Here is a 24,787-nt window from a genome sequence, read left to right as displayed (position 1 = left end):
AGGAGTTTGGGAACTATTGAAGCGCACTTCAGGTCGGAATAATAACCGAGTCGACTTTCAGGTAGTCGGCAATTTTCCGGATGGCTTCGGCATGGTGCCCAACGCCCAGCGCAAAGTGGTGTGTTGGGCCTTCCTGAATCCAGCGCTTGAGAAACGTGCGTACATCGGGTTTGAAAAACCCGCGCGTATTGGTATTTCCGGTCGGTGGGATAGGCCCCGCAATCGATTCCCCTTCCGCAATGACGAACTTTATCCGGCCCTCGTAAGTCGAGCTGATACTCAGCATGGTAATCGGCCCTTCCTTAATTTTAAACTCGACACCGGCGCCAAAGCCAGGTTTGCCGTGGTACTTTTTCAGGCTCCGCAGTACCGGCTGGCCTTCGGCAATGGTGATGTTGTGGGGCCCATCGTGGCCGACCAGCACAAAATCTTCCTTGAAGTCGACGGGGTGAAACTCGGCAAAACTGCCGCCGATGCCGAGCCGCTCCATGATGAGCATGGCAATGCAGGTTTTCAGGTCCGATTCGCCACACATCGGAAAGCCGGCGCCCTGAAGCAGAGAATTGCCCACGATCAGGTTCGACATAACCACCCGGGTATCGCTGCCGTCCGGGCCGTCGTAATAATACGCCAGCCCATCCAGGTTTTTGGATTTAATGAATTTTTCCAGTGCTACGGCCGCCTGAGCCGCCGTGTGCAGATCAGTGTCCCGGAGTTTTTCGGAGATTGGGTCTGAAACCGGATCCGGGGTAGCGAAGAAATCCAGGATCCGGTCCCGGACCGCATCGATTTCGTCGGCGGTTGCCCGCTGGTATTGCGAAACGATTTCATGTGCCTCGCACTGAACAATATGCACACCAAAATGTGCTGTCAGCATGGTCGAATCCGAATGCATGTCCAGCATAGCCTCGATTGGATGACCAATGTGCCCGATGCGTGCTGTTTTCAGGTCGTGCAGCACAGCCGCAATCCGGCAATATTCTTCGAGTTCAGCCTCGGCAGCCGGATCGTCGTGTAGCGTGCCGATAATGATTTGGGGAACTTTCTTGCCCATCCGGACCGCAACCCCCGCAAATTCGGGCAGCGAGCAGATGTCGTCATTGTACAATTGCAGGTACGTAGAAGCCCGGCTGTAATCCATAGCCTGGTCGGGCTGGAGCGCGACCAGTACAATCGGGACGTCGATGCTTTTGATAATGATTCCGAAAGTGCTGGAAGTGGCATACGTGAGCATGTCGCAGAAAATCAGATCCAGATTCGCTGCGTTCAGTTTTGGCACCAGTTCGTAGGCCTTGGTCACGTCATCGACCAGACCAAAGTCGACGATTTCGGCCTGATCGAGCGCTTCGATTTTCTGGATCAGAGTGGACTGCTTCTTCAGCATATCGTCTAACAGCCCGTCGAACTGGCTCCAGTATTTGAAATACCCTACGCCGAATAAGCCAATGCGCGGGCGGGTCTTTTTTCGTTTCACCATCTCTGTTCGATGGGAAGCGATACTGTTCGGGGAATGATCATTCATATAGTTTACTTCTATCTTTTTCTGTTCTTACTTAGTGCACTAAGTTCAAAAGATCACTATTGATTTTTCGTAACGAGTGTTTAGGGTTTAAGCCTTGCTCGCGTCGGCTTTCAGTCCGTAGAGCAAGCTGTTCAAATAATTTTACGGAACCGATGTCGTTACATCTGCTGCCCGTTCGGCCTCCGATCCACCAAAATTGAGCGGTTCGATCCTGGGAATCAGCCGGAGTAACAGCACGAAGGCCAGCGGGTAGAGTAGCCCGGAGGCAATCCAGAGCGGGCGATAGGTGTACTGCTGAATAACGACGCCTATTAACGGATTGAGCAACAGGCCGGATACAGCACCAGCCGTTCCTGACAGACCGACGACTGTTGAGGTGGCTTTCTGGCCAAACATGTCTGAGATGGCAGTGATGTAGTTGGTGATCCAGAACCCGTGCGCGAACATAAATACTGCCATGAGCGTGATCGCTGTTTCGACCGATGATACCCATTCGATAGCGGGTGCTGCCAGCGTGAGCACCGCAGCAAGACCCATGACCGTTTTTCGTGCCCGATCAATCGAGAGCCGGCGAGCAATCAGTTGACCCGAAAACCAGCCTCCCACTACGTTGGCAATCCCTAACGCCAGAAACGGAATCCAGAACAGTTTCCCAATCTGCTCGAACGAAACATGACGAACCGAGCTGAGGTATTTGGGAATCCAGAACATCATGAAATAAAAGACCGGATCGAGCAGAAATCGAATGAGAATGAACACCCAGGTTGGCCGTTGCTTCAGTAAGCTGGGAAAAGAAACGGTTCCCGTCGCCACGGGTTCGCTGGGTTGGTCGCTAATACGACGCTGTTTCTGCCAGGGAATGAATAGCCAGATCATCACCCAGCCGATCCCGACGAGACCGGGAATTAGGAATCCCCCGCGCCAGCCGTAATTGGCCGATAGCCAAATGGTTAGGGGGGGCGCTGCAACAGCACCGATCGCCGAGCCACCAATGGCAATGCCATTCGCCAGTGCCCGTTCTTTCTGATCGAACCAGCGATAAACCGTCCAGGCAGCTCCGGGAAAACAGCCTCCTTCTCCTATGCCCAGCACGAACCGAAAGGCCAGCAACTGTGGAAACGTGGTCATGAGGGCATGCAGACTATTGGCCACCGACCATACTCCTACCGAAATAGCTAACCCGATTTTCCCACCCAACCGATCGATCAGCCAGCCGCCCAGGGTAAACATGATGGCATAACTGATCAGAAAGCTGGTATTGATCATCCCGTATTGAACGTCAGTAATGCCGAACTCCTCCTGAATTTTAATGATGGCAATGGACAATACCTGTCGATCCAGGAAACTGAGTCCTGTAGCGATAAAAAGCAGGAAAACAATGAGCCACCGAACGTTCGTTTGCATGGTACTTAACGCACTAAGTTAGTGTCTGCAAAGATATAAGTCGGATTTGCTGAAAATCAAGCGATATGGTATATTTTTTTAAAGGAATAGAAATAATTTCAGACTGTACCCATACACTTCCTGGCTAAAGTCGACTCAGGTAACGGGCATCATGAGCAAGGAGTGGATCGAGCAGCAGGTGTTTTTGAGAAGTACTACTGTTTATAACGACGCCCCTATTAACCGGGGCACGGTTCTGGACGAAACCGAAAACGAGGCTAATCTGCTTTGTTCGACGATGCATGAAGAACAATGAGCCGACTTAGTAATAGTCATCGTCGGGCCCATCTTTGCGGGGGGTAATGACGAGTTCGGCACCGAACAACTGCTTTACTTCGTGCTGTAGTTGGTGGGCATAGGTGATGGAGATTGGCGTCGTCCCATCCAGTAACTCCCAGCCTGTATCGTGCCTGAGCAGAGTAATAATTTCGTAGGGGGTTGCATATTGGAAGCAGTTTTTCTGCAACAGGGCCTCGGCAAACCCAAACCGTCGGAGTAGGTAATAATCCAGAGGTTTGGGGGTGATACTTTTCAGCGGCCTTACCGGACACTCATTCCAGCCGTATATATCGACAACGTCGACGGTCGTCTCGTGGAGTCCAGTAATAACAGCTGTGAACGTATCGATATCCATCTGTTGGACCACCGCTCCTATGAATAACTCCTGCGGGTCTACCGGCTTCAGCATACCTATCTGGGTCCTGCAATTCGATGGGAGCAACGCCTATACCGACAACAAGCTGAGGTGGTGTATCTCTATGATACGGTTGCTTCCCGTTTTATACGTTCACTTTAATGCCATCGACTTGCCTTTACAACGTTAGAACGCGTAAACCCTTGTTTTTTACTTGATTTCAATTAGCCTACGGCTAATTGGGTTGGATTTAAGCCATTTTCTGACCGGACTTTACCTTTAGTCGTAAAAAGATCGGTTCAGAGCGCTAGTAGCTGAGCCAGTTAGGCTTCAGGGTTGACAGCGCAGGACCGATGCACAGGCATTATGCCATTGCCACTGATCAATTCATTTCGGTCAACAATAGGGATTGATAAGAGCTTCTTGAAAAGGCTGCTGGCCATGTGTATGTACGTTAATAATTATGTGTCTATGTACATAATTGTCGACGTATATAGATGACCGAATAATACATTTTGGTTATATATCCAGGTGACAAAAGAAGCTGGATATAAGGTTTTTTGTATTATAGAAGCTTGAAATACAGCCCACTATATACGAAAATGAGCCTCAGTAACTACAAAGGATTTTCTTATTATACCTGGTATCCTACAAGTAAACTTCCACCCCCCGATTTAATATTAACTGATTTAGAAATGATCATAATGGTAGCAAACATCGGTGTTGTTGCCGGCCTGTATAGCGAACACGAAAAGTCATTTTGTATTCACTGCCAACGATACGATATGGAGCGATACGGGGGGATTATCGACTGGGAAATCAACAACCATCTGGAATGGGTGATTGAGCCTATTGCTGCGGGCACTCACTGGATGATTATTGAACGAACGACAGCATAGACGTAATTTACAGGAAACGCAACGAGTCGTCCAACGCATGAGTAAATTCGCTTGCGTCGGACGACTCGTTTTTAGTTGTTTAGCGATCAGTATTCCGAAATGGGTAGTCGCATCTGCGGAATAGGAGGTAGCTGAATGCCATTCTCAATATAGTCCCAGGTGGCCAGGGCAATCATGGCTGCGTTGTCTGTCGACCACTTTAGGGGAGGTAAGCACAGGTTTATACCGTGCTGGTCGCATAGCTTCCGGGCTTCTTCCCGCAATTGTGGACTGGCCGCAACTCCTCCGACAATAACCAGTGAGGCACAGGGATTATGCTGAATGGCCCGGTCGCACTTGGTCATCAGTACATCCATGATGGTCTTCACGAACGATGCCGCTACGTCTTCGGCCACAATGGGTTCTCCGGACTGGATATACCGAAACACGGCCGATTTTAAACCCGAAAACGAAAAATCCAACTCTTCGTCGATCAAGGGCCTGGGAAATTTAATGGTCGGATGGCCCGTTTTGGCCATTCGATCGACCAGAGGACCGGCTGGAAAATCCAGCCCCAGCATTCGGCCTACTTTGTCGTAGGTCTCACCAACCGAGTCGTCGCGCGTTGTACCCAGCAGCCGGATATCGTTCCGATTTTGCATGTAAGCCAAAAACGTATGACCACCCGAAACCAACAGGATGATCGCCGGATAGTCGACGGGCTGTTTCTCCAGTTCGACACTCCGCAGGTGCCCGCGCAGGTGGTTGACGCCGTATACAGGTTTCGACCAGCCCACCCCTAAAGCCGACGCTGTGTTCAGGCCGACGAGCAATGAACCGACCAGCCCTGGCCCGCGGGTAACCCCAATGGCTTCGATGTCGTCCAGCCCGACGTTGGCCTTGGCCAGGGCTTCTTCGACCGTAGGAATTATGTTGAAAATGTGCGCCCGTGAGGCAAATTCGGGGTAAACCCCCCCGAACCGATTGTGAATCTCGTTCTGAGAAATAATAATCGACGAACGGACATTGCCTTCCCGGTCAACTACGGCCGCAGAGGTATCGTCGCAGGAGGTCTCGATGCCCAGCACATAATTAGTCATGGTTCAGCCAGGTTTGAATTTGTTGAAAACTAATCGGTCCTTCCCGTTCAAGAAGCAACTGGTTGTGGCGGCAGTTGACAATCGTGGATGATGTATTGGATAAAATACCCCGGTCGATCACGATATCGGGCAAGGCACTGATTTCCTTTAAAATTTCTTTGACATTGCCCATATTAGCCTTACTGCCATGCGTGTTGGCACTGGTCACCAGCAGCGGACCGGTTTGCCGCAGAATAGACAGCAGCCATTCATCCGACGGAATCCGGACCGCTACTTCCTCGCGGCCTTCCAGCCAGGCTTTTCGGGGGGCGTCCGTAAATCCTAAAACCAGTGTTAAGGCCCCCGGCATAAACGGCGAATGCAATAATTTCCCGGCGTTTTCGCCGACTTCTAAACCCAGTTCGAGAATGTCGGCCTCGGAAGCCACCATGATAGGCAGATTGACATTTTTGGGGCGTGATTTTATGTAAAAAATCTTATCGATGGCTTCCGGATGCGTTGGCGAGGCTGCCAGGCCGTACACCGTATCGGTCGGCAGAAGCGCCACTTCGCCGGATCGGATTCGTTCGATTAATTCGCTGTCTTCCATAAATTCAGAGCTTATTTCAGGTTGGGATCGCCAGCTTTACAGCGTCGATTCGGTAATCGGAATTGGGAGGTTAGGATAAGTTTGCAGCCGGTTCGTCAATGAGTGGAAAAGGCTGAGCATCCGTTTCGCATTGACTTTCTGAATACCGGCGTCCGAAAATTGGCACGTCTGTAGCTGGCTGGCCAGCGCTACCCGCGCTTTTTCATAGCCTGCAATGGCAATGCTCGTAAATTCATTGTCGATCAGGGCCGCCAGATCGGCAATCGGGCCATAATGCGTCGTTACGGATTGGCCATCGTAAATTCCGAGGTAAACATTACCCTTGATAGACGGAATGACCGTCACCACCGGTCGCCTGAACTGCTCGTATGCCTCGATGCCGATCATCTCAAATGCCGACACCGGCAGGATCGGTACATGCAGGCTATAAGCTAACCCGTTGGCAAAAGCGACCCCCGTCCGTACGGAGCTTGTGCCGCCCGGACCAATATCGACCACAATACCCGTTATCGAGTGGACATCCAGATGGGCATCGGTCAGGGCCTGGGATACACAGGCCCCAATTTCATTTTTACCGTCGGGAGAAATCGCGTATTCAGTAAAATACAACAGCGTGTTCTCGTCACCGATCGCAATGCCGAGGGTAGACTGAGAACTGGAAATGCCTAAAATCATAAACGGCTAAACAGATAAATCGGATTGCTGAAAAATGGCCTGGATTTTATGTAAGCGGGAAACCCAGGAGGTACTGGCTGCCGAAAAGGAAATTTTTCGGGCGTTTAAATTGCCATCCAGGTAATCGAAACCGATCGTCAGACAATCATCGAAATAATCGGCGAATTTATCGCCCCACTCGATAAACGTAATCGATCGGTCGAAAAAATCTTCGAGCCCCAGTTCCGTAAATTCCGCGACCGTTTTAACCCGGTAGAGGTCGGCATGAATAACGAAGCCGTCGGAGATGTCGTAAAAATTGGCAATGGTGAAAGTAGGACTGGCTACGCCGTGGCCGTAGTGGAGCGCCTGCAGACAGGCTTTGACAAAATGCGTTTTTCCGGCGCCAAGTTCGCCTTGTAAGAGGATGACATCGCCGAACTCGAGAACCCTGGACAATGTTTCCGCGATCTGATTGGTCGACTGCACATCCGGTGCGATGAACTGAACCTGATACATGGTATAACGTGTATGTAGGATTTAACTAATCTGACAAAGCCCGTTCACGAGTTCCGCCCCGCCCTACCTGGGCGATGTGCCCGCTTCGCTTTTCCGGCAATCCGGCCCGGACGTTGTCTGGCAGGAACACGAAAAGGGACGCCCGAGTTAGCGCGTTGACCGTTCGTTAAGTGGATTAGACTAAATTCTCTTCTTTTCGTTAACTTAAATCCGTTTCGAAACATTCAAAGGTAGCACTTTTACCGGATTCGTTTCTTCAGCCTCTGATCCGGTACCGGTCAAGACAGTAGCGATTTGCGGAGTCGGTGAGAAAAGGACCTGTCGGACCTTTGAACGAATATGGGCGTAAGGACCTAATTTGAAAGCTTGGTTAGCTAGAGCCTATGCAGACGTTGAACGATAAATGGATGCGCATCGTTGGCGTGCCGCTACTATCACTGACGGGACAATGGATGATGTATGGATATACCAACATTCCATATCCCGACGACTGGCGAATTCCGTTTTTCTTTATTCTGGGTAGCGTGGCGGTTTGGGAAGCCAACCGATGGGGAATCATTCTGTCTCGCCGGCGTTATCCTGAGCTGGCGCAGACGCTGCCGCGAATTCTGTATCAACTGGCGTGGTTTGTCGTCTTTGCGAGCGTGATTCGCATTACCCAGACATTTTTCTACGTATTTATCGGTCTCTGGCACGGGGCCGATTCATTAGAGTTCCGGCCTTATTTTTTCAATACCCTGGTTTCGGTTGTCGGTACGGTTCAAATTGCGGCTTTTTACGAAGGGGTTTATTTGTATCAGCGCTGGAAAGTGGCTTATACCGAAACCGAAGAGCTTAAAAAAGTCAATCTGCAGAGTCAGCTCGATTCGCTGAAAACGCAGATCAATCCTCATTTTCTGTTCAATAACCTGAATTCGCTGTCGTCGCTGATTACCAGCGACGCCGGGCAGGCTGAACGATTTCTCGACGAACTGTCGTCGGTATACCGCTATCTTTTGCGTCAGAACAGCCAGGACCTCTGCCCACTGTCGGAAGAGATGAATTTTATCAAAGCGTATTTTCATCTGCTCAAAACCCGGTACGGCGACGGTATTTTTCTGGAAAATCAGATCGAAAGCCGGTATCTAAACTACCTGATTCCACCCCTGACACTCCAGATTTTATTCGAAAATGCCATCAAACACAACATCATACTGGCTAACCGGCCGTTGACGATCCGGCTTTATACCCAGGATGGTAATCTGTACGTCGAAAACAACCTGCAGCGGAAGAAAATAGCCGTTCAATCTAACCACGTTGGCCTGCAGAACATAATGATGAAGTACAAACTGCTCGAACATCCGTCTGTGATAGTTTATCACGACGACGAGAAATTTCTGGTAGGTATGCCCCTTCTGATGCCTTCTGCCGAAATCCTGCCTGCCTAAGCTAGTTTGCCGACCCTGCCACAGGTAGGTACACCTGAAACGTGGCGCCTTCGCCCGGCTTGCTGCTGGCCGTAATGGCTCCGTTGTGATTCGTGGCTACTTTCTCGCAGATGGCCAGGCCGATACCGGTTCCTTCGAATACGTTCTTGCCGTGCAGCCGCTGGAAAACCTGAAAAATACGGTCCAGGTATTTCTCTTCGAAGCCGATGCCATTGTCGGTAATGCTGATGCAATGGAAAAACCTGGCGGCCCGGGCAGGCTTGACCAAAGGGGGTAAATCGACCGAAGCGACCGGGTGCGACTCGATGTCGATGCGAGGACTGACGTCCGGCCGCCGGAATTTCAGTGCATTGCTGATCAGGTTCTGGAAGAGCTGACCTAACTGGGAAGGGTCGCCCTGCACCGTCGGTAGCGGTCCGACGGTTACTACGGCCCCGGTTTCCTGGATGATCAACTCCAGATCTGTAAGTGCTTCATTGACGATGCTCGCCAGATCGACCGACTCACTGGTGTCGCGCTGGGTAGAGATACGGGAAAAGCTCAACAAATCACGAATCAGCGACGACATGCGGCTGGCCGCCGTTTGCATTCGCTCCAGATAACCGATGCCATCGCCGAGCTGACCGCCATACCGGTTCTTCAGCAGATCGCCGAACTGCTGTACCTTCCGGAGCGGTTCCTGCAAATCATGGCTCGCTACGTAGGCGAAGCGCTGTAAGTTATCGTTGGAACGGATGAGCAACTGATTGGCTTCGGCCAGTTCCTCGTTGGCCGCCATCAATTCTTCATTCGTAGCGGCCAGCTCTTCATTCGTGGCGGCCAGTTCTTCATTTGTGGCAGCCAGTTCTTCGTTCGTCACTTCCAGCTCTTCGGTGCGCTCCTGTACCTGCTGTTCCAGACTCAGCTGAAGTTGCCGTTGCTGGGTAACGTCCTGTGCAGTACCACGCAGCGTAAGCGGATTGCCGCTGGCATCGTACGTGACCTGGGCCTGTGCATGGATGATGCGTACCTGCCCCGTCAGTCGATTGATAATCGGATGTTCGTTCTCGTAAAGACCCGATGAACCCGGTTGTATGGCAGCCGCAATGGCGTCGGCAACCGACTGTCGGTACTCGTCGGGCACCGGACTATAGGCCTCATCCGTACGTTTGGTAGAAGCCGAAAAGCCAAGCCAGTCCATAAACCGGGGCGAATAGCTGAACACACCCGTCTGAACATCCATGCTCCAGATGGCTAGTTCGGCCAGCTCGACGGCGCCCCGCATGGCCGCTTCGGCGTCTTCGATCTGCTGTTTCGCTACGACCACATCCGTTACTTCGGCGGCCGTATTCATCACCCCGTATATTTGCCCATCGGCATCGAAAAGGGGCGTAAAGCTATAGTTGAAATAATAAGGCTGCAGTTTACCATCGACTACAATATCGACGCGCTGGTATTTGGCGTGGAACGCCGTTCCGGTCGTGTAGACGTCGTCGAGCTGAGCATAAATATTCTGATTGGCCAGTTCGGGCAGTATCTCTGAATAGCGTTTGCCAATAACATCGTTTCCTTTGCCCCACACATCCATAATCGACTGGTTGGCCAGCATGATGCGCATTTCGCGGCCGATATACACGCCGATGGGGAAGGGGGCGCTTTGAACAAAACTGCGGAGCCGCTGTTCGCTTTTCCGCGATTCGGTAATATCCTGCAGCGTACCATTGAACCGGTAAGCTACCTGGTCATCCGTAAACCAGGCTCGTCCCTTAGCCCTGACGATCCGTTCCTGGCCGGTCAGCGGATGAACGATGGTATATTCCGTGTCATATCGGCCACCCGACGAATGGTGCAGGGCAGTCGCAATTTCATTCGTTACCCGCTGCCGGTCTTTTTCGACGATGACACTCGTGGCCAATGCCAGATCGATTTCGTCTTCGGGCGGTACGCCAAACCATTCTTTCAGACGGGTATTGCCGGTAAATCGATTCGTGGCCGGATTCAGGTCCCAAAGGCCCAGTTCGGTCGCTTCGATCGCAAACGCCAGTTGGTCTTTGCTCTCTTTCAGACTTTTTTGGGCGATGACCTGCTCGGTTACCTCGGTTGCCATGGCTAAAATGGCGTCGATTTCACCGGCCTGATTCCGCAGGGGTTTATAAGTGAAATCGAAATAATACGTGCCCAATACCCCGTTGATGGTCAGAACAACGGGGCTGGCGGTAGCTGAGTAGGGTAGGCCCGTTCTGAATACGTCGACTAACAATTGCTCGAAGGGTTGTCCGGCTAACTCCGGTATGGCTTCGGCGTGGGGCTTTCCAATGACCGACTTGTCTTTGCCCCAATAACTCAGCATAACATCGTTGGCCAGCCCAATAATCATCTCCGGACCTACCAGCAGCGCAGTAGCCACCGGTGCTTCTTCGATCAGGCTTCGGAAACGTTGTTCGCTGGCCGCAATCTGCTGCCGGGCCTGTACCTCATGTGTGACATCCTGAAACGACAGTACGACCCCATCGTCGACTTTAACCGCTCGGGTGGTATACCAGTTTTGTAACCCTTCGCCCGTGTAGAGAAACTCCATCTGACGGATCTGGCCTGTTTCTACAACCTCTTTTAAGCGCTCGAACAAACCGACCTGCTTAAAGCCCGAATGCGCAACTGAATACCGCTGGCCCACCAGGTCGGTGCGGTTATTGGTCTGCTCAGTCACCCGATTAACCAGTCGATACTCAAAATCGATAATCTCGCCCTGCTCGTCGCGGACGCTTTTCAGGACGCTGATGCCGTCGGCTGAACTGTCGAAGAGCGATTGCAGCAGCTCCGCTGTTTCCTGGCGTTTTTGCCGGGCGGCTGCATCCGGGGTGATATCCTGAACAATACCGGCAAGGCGATAAACCTGCCCGCCGGCGTCGACGTACTGTTGCCCGGAGAATCGAACGGTATACAAAACTTCCTGGTCAGGGCCGACGGTCCGGTACGTAGCTTCGAAAAAATCGCCCGATCGAGTACTGATCGCCCGGCTGATTGTCTGCTCAAAGGAGGGAATATCGTCCGGGTGAATATGGGTTTTTAGCTGTTCATACGGTACTGGAGTCGCATTTGTCAACCCGAACAACGCCTGACATCGTTCATCCCAGCGGATCAGCCGGGTGAGTGTATCCAGTTCCCAGACGCCGAGTTGAGCGGCTTTTAAGGCAAAAGGTACGTCTAAACGTTCAATAAGCGACTTATCTTCATTCGACGGCATGTTGAGTAATCCGGCATTTAGTCGTTGGTTTAGCAAATAAACTGCAAAGTAAGCGCTCTGTTTGGCTCCCCGGCCGGAATATCAACGCATCGGGGATTTATGGTTGAATAAGGAGGGCGGCTCGGCTGTCCTGCAATGACTTATCGTGGCAAATACACCTATTCGGTCAGAATCACGTTACATCCATAGACAATTGCGAGGGAAGAAGCGTTATGTTTTCGGAAGCCTTCCTGGCGGATTGATCGCAAAATTTTCTCAATTCAGCGGGTAGACCCTGGTAATTGGGCCGTTGGCGACCAATTTTAAGTCAGTAGACAACGATATGTCGATGAGCCGCTTAATTAAAAAAACGTTCGCGTCCTTTCGATAGCTTTGATCCAAGCCCCCATCTCAGTACATTTATTGGCTACGCCGTGGGGGTAAGTTGCCAACGGATTGTCTTCCTCTCAAATAAACCCAGACGTACTGTTAACGCATTCAGCCGATGTTACTAGGAAAATGGATCATGGTCAGCTTACTTGGCTTGCTGTTGAGCGCCGAACCGACCCAGCCCGCTCTAACATACGACGTCTTGATCAAAGACCGTACGATCGGTCAGATGCAGGTAGCTACTTTACCTACACCGAGCGGAACGCAGTACCGCGTAGATGCCGACGTGCGGCTACAATTTCTGGGAGAACGCCGGATGGTCACTCATTTTACCAGTACGTATCAGAATAACCTCCTGACCGAATCCTCCTTCCATGATCAGCTCAACGGCAAAACCCGCACCGATGCACTGGTGCGCTGGGATGGAACTTCGTACAAGATTCGGATCAACGGCAGTCAGTCGCAACTGCACAACAAACGAGTGACCTACAGCACGGCCAGCCTGTATGCCCGCGAGCCGCAGGGCGTTCGTGAGCTTTTTTCCGAGCGGTACGGACAGTTCTGCGCGTTGCGTCCTGTGGGTGCCCATACCTACGAGCTGACCTTACCCGACGGCCATAAAAATCAGTACCACTACGTAGAGGGCGTTTGCCGGGAGGTCGTCGTAGAGCAAGCCCTGTTTACCCTTTATTTCCGGCTGCGTCCTGACAGATAAGCCAGCGACGGCACTCCACATCGGCACTTTATTACGGGCCCAGGGCCGCATTGGGCGAACGATGGTTGCGCAACCGGGCTGGCCCCTCTTTTTCTGGCCGTGGTAGAACAGCCAGTACGGGTCGCTTCTTTCTTCAACCGCGCCTGGGGCCATGGCTGTCGGACCAGAAGCCTGGCAAAAAAACAATTGAAAATTTTTCTGAAAATATTGCAACTCGCGTAAGGGTTTGTACGGCCTCACCGTGTCTATCCTTATTCGAGCATATTTACCGATTGGCAATTCATCTTTAAGCGTCTGTAACATGCAGCAAAAGGGTATTGTGCGGGTTCTTCCGACGACCGACCCAGCTTCGTTTTTGCCGGTCGACGACCCGGCCGACCGGCCGCTGGTGACCGACTCCGAGTTGTTTATCCGGCGAACGTTCGAGACGGATGTGCGGCTGGGGTGCGAGCTGCTGTTTCGGCAGTATTATGGGCCGCTGTGTAGCCACGCCGTTCGGATGCTGGGAAGCAAAGCGATTGCCGAAGATTTGGTGGCCGATGTATTCTGTCGGTTTTATGCCGAACAAACGTTCCAGACAATCACCACGTCGTACCGGGCGTATCTATACAAAACCGTGCGGAATCGAGCCTTCAATTACCTGCGGGATACGCTTCAGCGTGAGACCGACCTGGACGAAGCGCAGAGCCAGTCGGCCGCCGAAACCCTGCAACCCGATGCCATCACGCATTACGAAGAGTTGTACCAGGATGTCGAGCGGGCTATTCAGTCGTTGCCGGTGCAACGGCGCCGGATTTACCTGATGCACCGCTTCGAAGGTAAAAAGTACGACGAAATCGCCAGTGAGCTGCAACTGGCTCCCAAAACCGTTGAGGTTCAGGTTCGAAAAGCGAGCCATCAGCTGCGCGATCTGCTCCGGGCCAAGTGGACGCTGTTTATTGCCACACTCTTAACCCTACTGGTATGAAACCGATCGTCAGTCAGGAACTTCTGTTCGATTACTTCGCGGGACGGGTGACCAGTCTGCAACGGCAGCTGATTGCCGACTGGTTGCGTGATCCGGCCAACGAGGAGATTTTCTATCGATACCTCGATGAGTGGGAGCGCCAGAAGCTTCAGTACATGGTCGACGCAACCGATGCGCTACCTCGGTATCGGGCCTTTCTGCACCACGAACAGCCAGCCGCCGAACCTACAGTGGCTCCCCCAAATCCGCCGGCTCGTAGTACCTTCCGGAACTGGCTTCGGGTAATCCAGGCGGCCTCGGTGGTGTTGCTGATCGGCCTGATCGGCTGGCTTTGCCGCGATTTAATTCAATACCGTACGGTCACGACCACCTACGGCGAAACCCGGTTGCTGCACCTGGCCGACGGTAGCAAGGTCATGCTGAATGCCAATTCGTCGCTTCGGGTGCCCCGGTTCGGCTTCAGCAACCGAAAACGGGAAGTGCTCCTGACCGGCGAAGCGAACTTTACGGTTTCCCATACGCCCGATGATCAGCGGTTTGTCGTACACACCATCAAAGGGCTCGATGTCGTGGTGCTGGGAACTGAGTTTACCGTATTTACACGACCCCGCCAGACAAAAGTAGTCCTGGCCAAAGGAAAGGTCCTGGTCAGCTATCGGGCCTCGGCGCGGCAAACCGGCCAGTTGATGCTGAAACCCGGTGATCTGGTGACACTCGATAATCGCGGTCGCCTGAATCGAACGACAACGGCTCAACCCCGCGACTTTGCTGCCTGGCAACAGCATCGGTTTGTTTTCGACAAGACTACGCTGCAGGAAGTAGGTCAGCTATTGACCGAAAATTACGGTATTCAGGTCCAGATCAATGGTGAGGGACTGGCTCAGCAAACCCTTACCGGCTCGTTTCACGCCAAAACCGCCGACGAACTCCTCCAGGCTATTTCGGAGGTCATGAGCATCAATGTGGTGCGCCACGACGATCAGGTTATTTTAAGCGACAACAATTGATAAACCCTTATGCGATGAAGAAAATGATTTACGTATTTCGTTCGGCCTTTTTATTAGTGGTGGCCTGGTTCGTGCATGAACCGCCGGGGATGGCACAGACACTGGCGATGAACCGACTGACGCAGGTTCGCCAGCCGGTTGGTGGTGCTCAGCCAGGTACGGCGGTGCGGCAACTGAAAGACGTACTGATCGAACTCAAAAGTCAGTACAACGTAGACATTCTGTTTGCCGACCGGGTGGTGAGCGGTATTACGGTTTCGCAACGCCTTGACTTGTCGGCCGCCCTCGAACGAAACCTGGAAGCCGTACTAAAGCCCGCCGGGCTACGCTACAAAAAAGTGAAAGCCGGTACGTACCTGATTACGGAGCGGAAAAACAAGGTCAGTGCCCGCACTACCGACGGTGAGGAAATAAACGAGGAAACCTCCCTGAGTAGTCCGGAACGGGTAGCGCTCGATGGGGTGAATCCGATTGGGCCACTGGGCCACGCCCAAACGGCCGATATACCCATCAGGGGGCGCGTGACCGATAGCGAAAAAGGGGAAGCGCTGCCGGGTGTGAGCGTCGTTGTGAAAGGAACGACGCTGGGCACCACAACCGATGCTACGGGGAATTTCCAGTTGGCTGTCGCAAATCAAAATGTAGTACTGGTTTTCAGTTTCGTGGGGTACGAGCGGCAGGAAGTGGCTCTTGGAAACCGGACATCCGTAGATGTGGCGCTGGCGGTCAGCGACAAAACCCTGAATGAAGTCGTGGTGGTGGGGTATGGTCAGGTCAGGAAAAGTGACCTGACCGGTGCCGTATCGACGGTGCCGGTCGACGAAATTCGCAAAGTAGCGGTCACCTCCCTCGATCAGTCGCTGCAGGGGCGGGCCGCTGGGGTACAGATCACGCAAAATTCGGGGGCGCCGGGTAGCGCAACGACCATCCGCATTCGGGGCGGCAACTCCATCCAGGGCGATAACGAACCGCTGTACGTGATCGACGGTATTCCGTTCAAGAACGATGGGGCCGGGAGTGGATCGAGTTTCAATGTCCTGAGTACCCTCAATCCCAGCGACATCGAATCCATCTCGGTGCTGAAAGATGCGTCTTCGACCGCCATCTACGGGTCACGCGGGGCTAATGGCGTGGTCATCATCACCACCAAACGGGGCAAAGCGGGCCGGTCTACGATCAACTTCGATACGTACTACGGCATTCAGAACGTTCGGCGGAAATACCCCGTGCTGAACGGGCGCGAGTACGCCCAGTTTGTCAACGATGCGAATACCAACGAAGGCCGGTCGCCGGTGTATACGGCCGATCAGGTAAACGCTTTTGGCGAAGGCACCGACTGGCAGAACGAGATTTTCCGGCAGGCGCCCATTCAGAACTACCAGCTCTCGCTCAGCGGGGGCGACGATAAAACCCAGTATGCCATTGCGGGCGGTTATTTTAAACAGGGTGGCATTGTAACCAACTCCGATTTCGACCGGTACTCTTTTCGGATAAACCTGGACCGCAAACTAACCAACCGGCTTAAGATCGGGAATAGCCTGACGGTGAACCGGACGGTAACGAATCAGTCGCGCACCGACGGTGACCTGGGAAGCGGAGGGCTGGTCACGATTGCAGCGCTTCAGTTTCCGCCGATCCTGCCTGTTTATAACCCCGACGGGACGTACCTGTTGACCAGTCCGGCCCTGCCCTTTACGGCCGACAATCCGGCGGCACTGGCTCGCGACAGCAAAAACCGCAATACCGCCTTTCGAACATTCGGAAGTGTGTTCGGCGACTGGCAGATCATCGATGGACTGAACCTGCGGGTGCTGATGGGTATAGACGCGGTTTTGCAGAAGCAGGATTCGTACCTGCCCCGCTCGGTGTCCAGTGGCCTGGCGCAGGGGGGAGTGGGCTCTATTTCGAACGGGCAGTCGGTTACCTGGCTGAACGAAAACCTGCTGACCTACACCCGTACGTTCGCCAGTATTCATAACGTAACGGCGCTGCTGGGTTATACCCAACAGGCAAACCGAACGGAAAACAGCACCGCTTCGTCCCGCAACTTCGTCAACGACAACCTGGGTTCAGGAAATCTGGGAGCGGCTTCGGTACCGCTGGTCCCATCGTCGGGCGTCGGCGCGTGGGGGCTCCAGTCGTATCTGGCGCGGGTCAACTATGGCTATAAAGACAAATATCTGATCACGGCTTCGTTCCGGACAGATGGGTCGTCGCGTTTTGGAGCCAACAAGCGATACGGCTATTTCCCCTCGGCTGCTTTAGCCTGGCGGGTGAGTGAAGAGCCATTTCTGAAAAATGTCCGGGCGCTGAGCGACCTGAAACTGCGGGCCACCTACGGTTCGACGGGAAACCAGGATGGGATCGGCAATTATCCGGCCTATTCATTACTGGGTACGCAGAACTATGTCTTCGGGAATGTCGTCTCGACCGGAATCGGGCCCGCTCAGGTAGCCAACCCGGATCTATCGTGGGAAACGACCACACAGGCCGATTTTGGTATAGACCTCGGCTTGCTGAACAACCGCATTACGGTTACTGCAGATGTGTATCTGAAGCGGACGAAAGACCTGCTGCTGAGTGTAACGATTCCGAGCACGTCGGGCTATTCGAGCGCGATCAAAAACCTGGGAAAAGTTGAAAATAGAGGAGTCGAGTTAAGTATTTCCTCGCGCAACATCGACAAAGCGTTCAAATGGAGCACGGACCTGAACCTGTCGGCCAACCGCAACCGGGTACTCGATATTGGCGGGGCTCCGCAGATTTTCGCCGGACAGGTTGCTAACATCGGGCAAAACCTGACGTCGGGAATCATTCGGGTAGGCGAACCGCTGGGCTCGTTCTATGGCTACGTTACCAACGGCCTGTACCAGACCACCGACGAACTGGCCGCGCTGGCCGATCCGCAGGCCCGGAAACCCGGCGACCGCCGATACGCGGACCTGAACGGCGACAAAAAGATCGATGACAACGACCGGACGATTATCGGGCGGGCGCAACCGAAACTGGTAGGTGGCCTCAACAATACCTTCTCGTATAAAGGGCTGGAGCTAACCGTATTTTTTCAGGGTGTTTACGGAAACAGTATCCTGAATGCCAATCGATTCGAGCTGGAATACCTGAACGCCACGACCAACCAGGACCGCGACATGCTGGACCGCTGGACACCGACCCACACCAACACCGACATTCCCCGGGCATCGACCACGCGTCCGGCGAACCGGATCTCTACCCGGCAAATTGAGGACGGGTCATACCTGCGGCTGAAGAACCTGCAACTGGCCTACAACCTGCCACAGACCGTACTCCGAACCCTGAAGATTCAGTCGCTGCGGGTGTACGCGGCTGCGCAGAACTACCTGACCTTCACCAGCTACTCGGGCTTCGATCCTGAAGTCAACCGGTTTGGGCAGGACAGCCGAAGCCAGGGCTTCGACTACGCGAGCTATCCGGCCGCCAAAACCATTCTGTTTGGCCTGAACGTTGGCTTTTAACCTACATCCGACATCGATCATGAAAAAAATAGTTGCCATCCTGGTGCTGCTGAGTGGCCTGACGGCCTGCGAGGTGCTGGACCAGACGCCCCAATCCAATTTCACTCCCGATAATTTTTACCGCAATGCCGACGATGCCAAAGCGGCCGTCAGTACCGTGTACGATCCGCTGAACTCCGCCAACATGTACGGGCAGGTCATGTGGATTCTGCAGGATCAGGCAACCGATGACGCGGAGTGGGGAAACGGTCGCTCGACGGCCAACCAGCCTAAAAACGACCTGGACAAATACACCTTTACGCCAGCTACCAGCACCTTTCAGTCGCTCTGGACCACGGTTTATCAGGGGATCAACCGGGCAAATACCGTTATTGCCCGGGTGCCCGCCATCCCGATGGACAATGCGCTCAAAGCACAGTACGTAGCCGAAGCGAAGTTTCTGCGGGGATTCTACTACTTCACGTTGGTTCGGCTGTTCGGCGGGGTTCCTTTGCAGGTAACGGAAGTGACGTCGCTAAGCAACCTGAACATCGGCCGGGCGTCGGTCGAGGACGTGTATAAACAGATCATTGCCGATTTCACCGAAGCCGAGGGGGTGTTGCCGGTCAAATTTTCGGGCGCTGATCTGGGTCGGGCTACGAAAGGAGCCGCCAAAGCGTTTCTGGCGAAAGTGTACCTGACCCGGCAGGAATGGGCCAAAGCATCGGCCAAGGCTAAAGAAGTGATGGATATGGGAGTATACGACCTGTGGACGAACTTCGGCGACGCGTTTCTACTGGCCAACAAAAACGGTAAGGAAGCCGTCTTCGAGATGCAGGCGCTGGGCGGGGGCGTTGGCGAAGGAAGCCTGATGCAGGGCTACATGCGCCCCAACTTCGACCGGGTCAATGGCGTAGCGGGTTTCGGCGACGACCCGGTGACGGAAAACCTGTACAAGACCTACAACCCGGCCGATAAACGGCGCGACGTAACCATCAAACTGTATTCGGCCAGCACCAATCCAGCGGCACCGGCCAGTGTGGTGTTCCCTGGTTATGTCTATAAATACCTGGACCCCACCGCTACGGGAAATAACGATGGGTCTAACAATTACCCCATTATTCGGTATTCGGATGTCCTGCTGATGTATGCTGAAGCGCTGAATGAACAGGGAGCCGGAAACGCCGAAGCGTATACCGCCGTCAACCGGATTCGGAAGCGGGCAGGCCTGCCTGATCTGGCCGGACTATCCCAAGATCAGTTTCGCGATGCGGTGTTGCTGGAACGGCGACTTGAGCTAGCTTTCGAAGGCCACCGCTGGTACGATTTGGTGCGTACGAAGCGGCTGATCAGTGCGATGAAAGCTCAAAATCCGACTATACTTGTGGAAGAACGGCACTACCTGTTCCCAATTCCGCAAACCGAGCGCGACGTAAACCCGGCGCTGGAACAGAATCCGGGCTACTAGCACCTCGGCAATCGGTTCTTCACGACGTTGTAGTACCGACCGCCCCGGTCGGTACTACAAATGACAACCTTCGGTTTCGATCGTACTATCTCGATAGACCAATAAATAGCAGTCGTTTTTTAACCGTCAACTGATGCAGCGTCGATCATTTTTACAGAGTTCGCTGGGATTCGTTCCGCTGGCCTTGCCGACACATCTGGTGGGGAGTTCCCGGAGTTCGGTTAACCCGGAAATCATCAACGCCGGGGTAGGAGGCAACAATACGGTGGATCTGCTCGCTCGAATCGACGTCGACTGCCTGGCGAAACACCCCGATCTGACTCTGCTGATGGTCGGCACGAACGATGTGAACAGCAAAAAATACGTGCCGCTGCCCGACTATGAGCAAAACTTGCGAACCATGGTGAGTAAGCTTCTTGCCGTCAGGAGCCGGGTCGTACTGATGACCATTTTGCCGGTTTATGAACCGTATTTAATGACCCGTCACGATCCGGCTTTTTATCGGCCCGAAGGCCACGCAGCCCGCAAAAAGGCGATGAATGACACGATCCGCAAAGTAGCCGCCGACAACCAGTTGCCTTTACTGGATATGCATCACATCTTCGAAGCCGTGGGTAATATTGGTCTGGACGCAAGTAGCCTGATAAAAAACGAAGCCAACAGCCAGAAAACTGATGGCATCCATCCTACACCCGACGGGTACCGCACAATGGCCGTAGCGCTTTATACCTTTCTGACCCAACGGCAGTTATTGACCGGCCGGATTGTCTGTTTCGGCGATAGCATTACCCGCGGGGACGACCAGGGGCGAAACTATCCCGCTTATCTCCAGCAACTGATTACTACCTGATTCTTTACCTGAATTTTTATGAACCTATTCCTGTATCCCACTTCCAGATTAGTCTCTAAAATCGGCCGAAAAGGATGCCTGGTCGCCGGTCTGATCAGTGTGTTTATCGGCTTGTCTGGCTACCGAACACCGTTAAATGAACCTGCGCCGAGCGCTGTGGCCGAAGTGCGCCGGGCCGATGTCATTGTGTACGGGGGCACATCCGCTGCCGTAACCGCTGCTGTACAGGTGAAAAAAATGGGTAAATCCGTGATTGTCGTTTCGCCCGATAAGCACCTGGGAGGGTTATCGGCGGGCGGGTTGGGGTTTACCGATACCGGAAATAAAGAGGTTATCGGCGGCCTTTCGCGCGAGTTCTACCAGCGACTGTATCAGCATTACGATCAGGAAAGCTCCTGGAAATGGCAGAAGCGGAACGAATACGGGAATAAAGGACAGGGAACACCCGCCATCGACGGAACGAACCGGACCATGTGGATTTTTGAGCCCCATGCCGCCGAGCAGGTATTTGAGGATTTCGTGAAAGAGTACAAGCTCACTATCTACCGCGACGAATGGCTCGATCGATCGGCAAAAGGAATTCAGAAGCAGGGAAAAGCCATCCGGTCGTTTCGGACCCTGAGTGGCACGACTTACGAGGGCAAGATGTTTATCGATGCGACCTACGAAGGCGATCTGATGGCGCTGGCCGGCGTTCGTTACCACGTAGGGCGGGAGGCCAACAGCTTCTATAACGAAACGCATAACGGTGTTCAGGTCGGCGTGTTTCAGCACGGACACTATTTTAAAAAGAACATCAGTCCCTATAAAGTGGCAGATGACCCAAAGAGTGGCCTGCTTCCCGAGGTGTCGGCCGACAAACCCGGAGCCAACGGTACCGGCGACCATAAAATTCAGGCCTACTGTTTCCGGATGTGCCTGAGCAATCACCCTGACAACCGAATCCCGTTTCCGAAGCCCGAAGGGTACAATCCGGACCGCTATGAACTGCTGGCGCGCGTGTTTGCCTCCGGCTGGCGCGAAACCTTCGATAAATACGACGCCATCCCGAACCGGAAAACGGATACCAATAACCACGGCCCGTTCAGCACCGACTACATCGGCAAAAACTACGACTATCCCGAAGCTACCTACGAACGCCGGAAGCAGATCATCCGCGACCACGAACTGTACCAGAAAGGGCTGATGTATTTCCTGCAAAACGATTCGCGCGTACCGGCCGATGTCCACGAGCCGATGCAACAGTGGGGCTTGCCCAAAGACGAGTTTACCGACAATGGCGGCTGGCCGCATCAGCTCTACATCCGCGAAGCCCGTCGGATGCTGGGGGTGTTCGTGATGACCGAAGCCGATGCGCTGGGTAAAACCGATGTACCGAATCCGGTGGGTATGGGTTCTTACGCGCTGGATGCCCACAATTCCCAGCGGTTCGTCAAAGCCGACGGTTTCGTACAGAACGAAGGCGATATCGGCGTGCATCCTGACAAACCCTATTCGATTGCCTACGGCGCGATTCTGCCCAAAGAAAGCGAGTGTACGAACCTGCTGGTGCCAGTCTGCGTATCCAGCTCGCACATTGCGTACGGTTCCATCCGCATGGAACCGGTGTTTATGATTCTGGGCCAATCGGCAGCTACCGCAGCCTGCCTGGCGATCGACGGCAAAACGACGCCCCAGCGACTGCCGTACGCCAAACTTCAGGCGGTGCTGCTCAAAGACAAGCAGCGGCTGACGCTATGATCGATAAAGGAGAGTGACTGAACTCAAGGGGTCATGAACTCCCAGGTGATGGTGCTGTACTGAAAAGCAGGGTTTTTGGGGGCGGACCAGCTACCGGTTAGTTCGCCTTTTTTGCTCTTTTTGACCGTCAGTGTCGTCCAGGTAAAAGCACCACGTTCGTAGTCGAAGGTAATGCCGTCATCGTCGTACAAAGTCCAGGTCGCTTCTATTTTTCCGTAATAGCGTACGGTCAGCGGTAATTTTTCAGATTCCTCCGGTGTGTGTAATACTGGGGGAATCATCGGAATAATACCGCCTTCTTTAACGTATAACGGAATCTGTACCGACCCACTTGCCGTTTGGATCACTTCGCCTTCGCCCGCCAGTTTGCCGGAGTAGAAGTCATACCATTTGCCGGGTGGCAGTACAACTTTCCGGCTCGTCTCTCCCGCGAACAAGGGAGCCACCAGCAAATAATCGCCGACCATGAACTGGTCCTTAATGTCTTTCCGGACAGCAAGGGCATACGGGTTGTCGGTGGAGTTCAGTTGTCCTGCGGTGGCCGTATCGTCGAACGAAAAGCCATCGACCAGATTCATTGCCCGGATGGGTGGTTTGCCGTCAAAATGATATTGGGCAAAGGTGGTGTAAAGGTAGGGGAGCAGTTGCATCCGCAGACGCATCACCGCTTTTACCTCGTCGGCTACATCCGGAAACGACCAGGGTTTGGTGCCATCGGCCCAGGCATTGATCATTGCCATGGGCGAAAAGCAAACCGACTGTATCCGACGCAGCCATTCCTCCGACGTTTTTGACGACCGGGCTTCGGGCGTCCAGAGTACTCCAGCGAAACTACTGGTACACAGGGCGGTAATGAAATCGCGGTGGTCGTAATAATCGTTGTAAATCACATACGGCATGGAAGTAGCTCCTGCGTTCGAACCACGGACCAGGCCGTAGGTGCGCTGGTTGCGTTCCCGAAACCAGTCGGCGGTCATCTTCTGAAACTGCAACCCGTATATCTGTCGCATCTGCTCGGCACTGACACCCGACGGAAAGGTGGCCACGTCGGGCCAGAGCCAGCGGTCGTACCCGTCTACTTCGTCTACTTTATACCCCGATACCCCGATTTGCAGGTGCCGGGCCGTGAATAAGTCTTTATACAGCTTCCGGGCAGGGGGCATATTGAAATCAGGCACCCGACCTACCCAGACCGTGTGAGAACCCGTGTAAGGGATGATTTCCTTATAAATAGGCGAATGCGACGACACGTAGGGATTGATCCACAGGTTCGAGCGGATATGTTTTTGGGCTAACTGCTCCAGAAACCGGGCTGGTCTGGGAAATCGGGTACTATCCCAGACAAAACTATTTGGGTAGGAATGCGATTGCCAGCCGGGTTCCAGCCCGACAAAACTCAACGGATACCCTTTCGCTTCAAAATCCGCTACTTCCTGCAGGATTTGCTCGTCCGTAAACAGGGTTGGCATCCGGTGCGTAAAGCCGAGTCCCCATTTGGGCGGTATAGGTCCACCTCCGCAGTAGAGGTTATACCGCTGGACCACTTCCAGGGGCGTACGGCCTGCAAACACATACACCTCCGTGCCGGCGGCTGGAACGACCATTTCGACGGCGTCTGAATACGGCTGCGGATTCCAGTCCTTCTGGCTGTTGCGGTTCATTTCCGGTGGGCTGTGCGGCCCACCGGCCAGCACGCCCGTGCCCGCGTATACGGTGAGGTAGCGGGCCGTGTTGATGAGCACGCCATACCCCAGGCTGGAAACGTAGAACGGCACCGGCGCGTGGGTTCGGCCGTCGTCTTTGCCATTGTAATGATCCACGTGCAGGGTCTTTATCGTGCCCCGCTGCTGAACGGTTTTGAAACTGAGCCCCAGTCCGAACAACTGCTCACCTTTTGCCAGCGGGAAGCGTAGAAACGTTTTGTGGTCGGTTTGCTGGTGGTGACTTTCGCTCAGTAGCTTCGGAAACGGCAGATCGCCCAGCTTCTGAAGCCCATCCAGCCGCGGGCTTGTGTTTGCTACGCCTAAGGGGGTCAGGCCGTCTGAGCTACCGACCACCGATTTCCATACTCCCGGTGCTACCGGTTGCCATTGAAAAGCAGTCGGTTGGGAAAAACTAGTGAGAACCTTAAGCAGCAGAAGAAGGGCGATACCTACACCCCGTGGTAGAATGCACATAGTTTACCGGAAAAGCGTTGGCGGATGCGGTT

The 24,787-nt window shown here is 53.6% G+C and carries 19 protein-coding genes; 10 read left to right on the top strand and 9 right to left on the bottom strand.

Going from position 1 to position 24,787, the window contains the following annotated elements; genetic code table 11:
- Window positions 1-28 precede the first annotated feature (28 nt).
- Entirely contained in the window at window positions 29-1,522 is a 1,494-nt protein-coding gene (locus ACYVC2_RS26115; RefSeq protein ID WP_461107480.1) for an L-fucose/L-arabinose isomerase family protein, read from the bottom strand.
- Between the two features lie 141 nt (window positions 1,523-1,663).
- The gene (locus ACYVC2_RS26110) at window positions 1,664-2,926 is read right to left on the bottom strand and encodes an MFS transporter (protein ID WP_461107478.1); all 1,263 of its coding nucleotides are present in this window, start codon (window positions 2,924-2,926) and stop codon (window positions 1,664-1,666) included.
- A gap of 151 nt (window positions 2,927-3,077) precedes the next feature.
- Between ACYVC2_RS26110 and ACYVC2_RS26105 the strand changes: the two genes are divergently transcribed.
- The gene (locus tag ACYVC2_RS26105; protein WP_461107476.1) at window positions 3,078-3,221 is read left to right on the top strand and encodes a hypothetical protein; all 144 of its coding nucleotides are present in this window, start codon (window positions 3,078-3,080) and stop codon (window positions 3,219-3,221) included.
- A 6-nt stretch (window positions 3,222-3,227) separates the two neighbouring features.
- Here the strand turns inward: ACYVC2_RS26105 and ACYVC2_RS26100 are convergent, their stop codons facing one another.
- Window positions 3,228-3,653 (bottom strand): hypothetical protein, encoded by a 426-nt coding sequence (locus ACYVC2_RS26100; protein WP_461107474.1) that lies wholly within the window; start codon window positions 3,651-3,653, stop codon window positions 3,228-3,230.
- A 548-nt stretch (window positions 3,654-4,201) separates the two neighbouring features.
- On the opposite strand from ACYVC2_RS26100, the gene ACYVC2_RS26095 reads away from it, so the two are divergent.
- Window positions 4,202-4,498, top strand: coding sequence for a hypothetical protein (locus ACYVC2_RS26095; RefSeq protein ID WP_461107472.1), 297 nt, complete (start codon window positions 4,202-4,204; stop codon window positions 4,496-4,498).
- An 86-nt stretch (window positions 4,499-4,584) separates the two neighbouring features.
- On the opposite strand, the gene tsaD is transcribed toward ACYVC2_RS26095, so the two are convergent.
- The 4 genes from tsaD to tsaE form a co-directional block, all read right to left on the bottom strand.
- A complete protein-coding gene (gene tsaD / locus ACYVC2_RS26090; protein WP_461107470.1) occupies window positions 4,585-5,577 on the bottom strand; it encodes a tRNA (adenosine(37)-N6)-threonylcarbamoyltransferase complex transferase subunit TsaD in 993 nt (330 codons plus the stop codon).
- Window positions 5,570-6,166: an L-threonylcarbamoyladenylate synthase gene (locus ACYVC2_RS26085; RefSeq protein WP_461107468.1), complete on the bottom strand. Its 597-nt coding sequence runs from the start codon at window positions 6,164-6,166 to the stop codon at window positions 5,570-5,572. The genes tsaD and ACYVC2_RS26085 overlap by 8 nt, the downstream gene beginning before the upstream one ends.
- A 36-nt stretch (window positions 6,167-6,202) precedes the next feature.
- Window positions 6,203-6,778 (bottom strand): tRNA (adenosine(37)-N6)-threonylcarbamoyltransferase complex dimerization subunit type 1 TsaB, encoded by a 576-nt coding sequence (tsaB, locus tag ACYVC2_RS26080; protein ID WP_461108114.1) that lies wholly within the window; start codon window positions 6,776-6,778, stop codon window positions 6,203-6,205.
- Between the two features lie 69 nt (window positions 6,779-6,847).
- On the bottom strand, window positions 6,848-7,339 hold the full coding sequence (gene tsaE, locus ACYVC2_RS26075) for a tRNA (adenosine(37)-N6)-threonylcarbamoyltransferase complex ATPase subunit type 1 TsaE (RefSeq protein ID WP_461107466.1): 492 nt from the start codon (window positions 7,337-7,339) through the stop codon (window positions 6,848-6,850).
- 383 nt (window positions 7,340-7,722) lie between these two features.
- On the opposite strand from tsaE, the gene ACYVC2_RS26070 reads away from it, so the two are divergent.
- Entirely contained in the window at window positions 7,723-8,766 is a 1,044-nt protein-coding gene (locus ACYVC2_RS26070) for a sensor histidine kinase (protein WP_461107464.1), read from the top strand.
- A gap of 1 nt (window position 8,767) precedes the next feature.
- Here ACYVC2_RS26070 and ACYVC2_RS26065 read toward each other — a convergent pair whose 3' ends face one another.
- Entirely contained in the window at window positions 8,768-11,989 is a 3,222-nt protein-coding gene (locus ACYVC2_RS26065; RefSeq protein ID WP_461107462.1) for a PAS domain-containing sensor histidine kinase, read from the bottom strand.
- Between the two features lie 484 nt (window positions 11,990-12,473).
- On the opposite strand from ACYVC2_RS26065, the gene ACYVC2_RS26060 reads away from it, so the two are divergent.
- The 7 genes from ACYVC2_RS26060 to ACYVC2_RS26030 all read left to right on the top strand — a co-directional run bounded on the left by ACYVC2_RS26060 (window position 12,474) and on the right by ACYVC2_RS26030 (window position 22,578).
- Window positions 12,474-13,073, top strand: a complete 600-nt coding sequence (locus ACYVC2_RS26060) for a DUF6134 family protein (protein WP_461107459.1) — start codon at window positions 12,474-12,476, stop codon at window positions 13,071-13,073.
- Window positions 13,074-13,374: 301 nt separating this feature from the next.
- Window positions 13,375-14,040 (top strand): RNA polymerase sigma-70 factor, encoded by a 666-nt coding sequence (locus ACYVC2_RS26055; RefSeq protein WP_461107457.1) that lies wholly within the window; start codon window positions 13,375-13,377, stop codon window positions 14,038-14,040.
- The gene (locus ACYVC2_RS26050; protein WP_461107455.1) at window positions 14,037-15,047 is read left to right on the top strand and encodes a FecR family protein; all 1,011 of its coding nucleotides are present in this window, start codon (window positions 14,037-14,039) and stop codon (window positions 15,045-15,047) included. The genes ACYVC2_RS26055 and ACYVC2_RS26050 overlap by 4 nt, the downstream gene beginning before the upstream one ends.
- A 23-nt stretch (window positions 15,048-15,070) precedes the next feature.
- Window positions 15,071-18,541 carry a SusC/RagA family TonB-linked outer membrane protein gene (locus ACYVC2_RS26045; RefSeq protein ID WP_461108112.1) on the top strand — a complete coding sequence of 1,157 codons (3,471 nt, stop codon included), beginning with the start codon at window positions 15,071-15,073 and terminating at the stop codon, window positions 18,539-18,541.
- Window positions 18,542-18,560: 19 nt separating this feature from the next.
- On the top strand, window positions 18,561-19,988 hold the full coding sequence (locus ACYVC2_RS26040; protein WP_461107453.1) for a RagB/SusD family nutrient uptake outer membrane protein: 1,428 nt from the start codon (window positions 18,561-18,563) through the stop codon (window positions 19,986-19,988).
- A gap of 133 nt (window positions 19,989-20,121) precedes the next feature.
- Complete coding sequence (locus ACYVC2_RS26035) at window positions 20,122-20,838, top strand: SGNH/GDSL hydrolase family protein (RefSeq protein ID WP_461107451.1); 717 nt, start codon at window positions 20,122-20,124, stop codon at window positions 20,836-20,838.
- Window positions 20,839-20,856: 18 nt separating this feature from the next.
- Window positions 20,857-22,578, top strand: a complete 1,722-nt coding sequence (locus tag ACYVC2_RS26030) for an FAD-dependent oxidoreductase (protein ID WP_461107449.1) — start codon at window positions 20,857-20,859, stop codon at window positions 22,576-22,578.
- 23 nt (window positions 22,579-22,601) lie between these two features.
- Here the strand turns inward: ACYVC2_RS26030 and ACYVC2_RS26025 are convergent, their stop codons facing one another.
- On the bottom strand, window positions 22,602-24,755 hold the full coding sequence (locus tag ACYVC2_RS26025; protein ID WP_461107447.1) for a glycoside hydrolase family 31 protein: 2,154 nt from the start codon (window positions 24,753-24,755) through the stop codon (window positions 22,602-22,604).
- Window positions 24,756-24,787 lie beyond the last annotated feature (32 nt).

The sequence above is a fragment of the Spirosoma koreense genome (assembly GCF_054777875.1).
This window is presented reverse-complemented; position numbering and strand designations above follow the sequence as displayed.

Bases quoted from the DNA above. Each gene is read 5' to 3' on its own strand.
- ACYVC2_RS26115 (WP_461107480.1), bottom strand. From the start codon at position 1,522: ATGAATGATCATTCCCCGAACAGTATCGCTTCCCATCGAACAGAGATG.
- ACYVC2_RS26110 (WP_461107478.1), bottom strand. From the start codon at position 2,926: ATGCAAACGAACGTTCGGTGGCTCATTGTTTTCCTGCTTTTTATCGCT.
- ACYVC2_RS26105 (WP_461107476.1), top strand. From the start codon at position 3,078: ATGAGCAAGGAGTGGATCGAGCAGCAGGTGTTTTTGAGAAGTACTACT.
- ACYVC2_RS26100 (WP_461107474.1), bottom strand. From the start codon at position 3,653: ATGCTGAAGCCGGTAGACCCGCAGGAGTTATTCATAGGAGCGGTGGTC.
- ACYVC2_RS26095 (WP_461107472.1), top strand. From the start codon at position 4,202: ATGAGCCTCAGTAACTACAAAGGATTTTCTTATTATACCTGGTATCCT.
- tsaD (WP_461107470.1), bottom strand. From the start codon at position 5,577: ATGACTAATTATGTGCTGGGCATCGAGACCTCCTGCGACGATACCTCT.
- ACYVC2_RS26085 (WP_461107468.1), bottom strand. From the start codon at position 6,166: ATGGAAGACAGCGAATTAATCGAACGAATCCGATCCGGCGAAGTGGCG.
- tsaE (WP_461107466.1), bottom strand. From the start codon at position 7,339: ATGTATCAGGTTCAGTTCATCGCACCGGATGTGCAGTCGACCAATCAG.
- ACYVC2_RS26070 (WP_461107464.1), top strand. From the start codon at position 7,723: ATGCAGACGTTGAACGATAAATGGATGCGCATCGTTGGCGTGCCGCTA.
- ACYVC2_RS26065 (WP_461107462.1), bottom strand. From the start codon at position 11,989: ATGCCGTCGAATGAAGATAAGTCGCTTATTGAACGTTTAGACGTACCT.
- ACYVC2_RS26060 (WP_461107459.1), top strand. From the start codon at position 12,474: ATGTTACTAGGAAAATGGATCATGGTCAGCTTACTTGGCTTGCTGTTG.
- ACYVC2_RS26055 (WP_461107457.1), top strand. From the start codon at position 13,375: ATGCAGCAAAAGGGTATTGTGCGGGTTCTTCCGACGACCGACCCAGCT.
- ACYVC2_RS26050 (WP_461107455.1), top strand. From the start codon at position 14,037: ATGAAACCGATCGTCAGTCAGGAACTTCTGTTCGATTACTTCGCGGGA.
- ACYVC2_RS26045 (WP_461108112.1), top strand. From the start codon at position 15,071: ATGATTTACGTATTTCGTTCGGCCTTTTTATTAGTGGTGGCCTGGTTC.
- ACYVC2_RS26040 (WP_461107453.1), top strand. From the start codon at position 18,561: ATGAAAAAAATAGTTGCCATCCTGGTGCTGCTGAGTGGCCTGACGGCC.
- ACYVC2_RS26035 (WP_461107451.1), top strand. From the start codon at position 20,122: ATGCAGCGTCGATCATTTTTACAGAGTTCGCTGGGATTCGTTCCGCTG.
- ACYVC2_RS26030 (WP_461107449.1), top strand. From the start codon at position 20,857: ATGAACCTATTCCTGTATCCCACTTCCAGATTAGTCTCTAAAATCGGC.
- ACYVC2_RS26025 (WP_461107447.1), bottom strand. From the start codon at position 24,755: ATGTGCATTCTACCACGGGGTGTAGGTATCGCCCTTCTTCTGCTGCTT.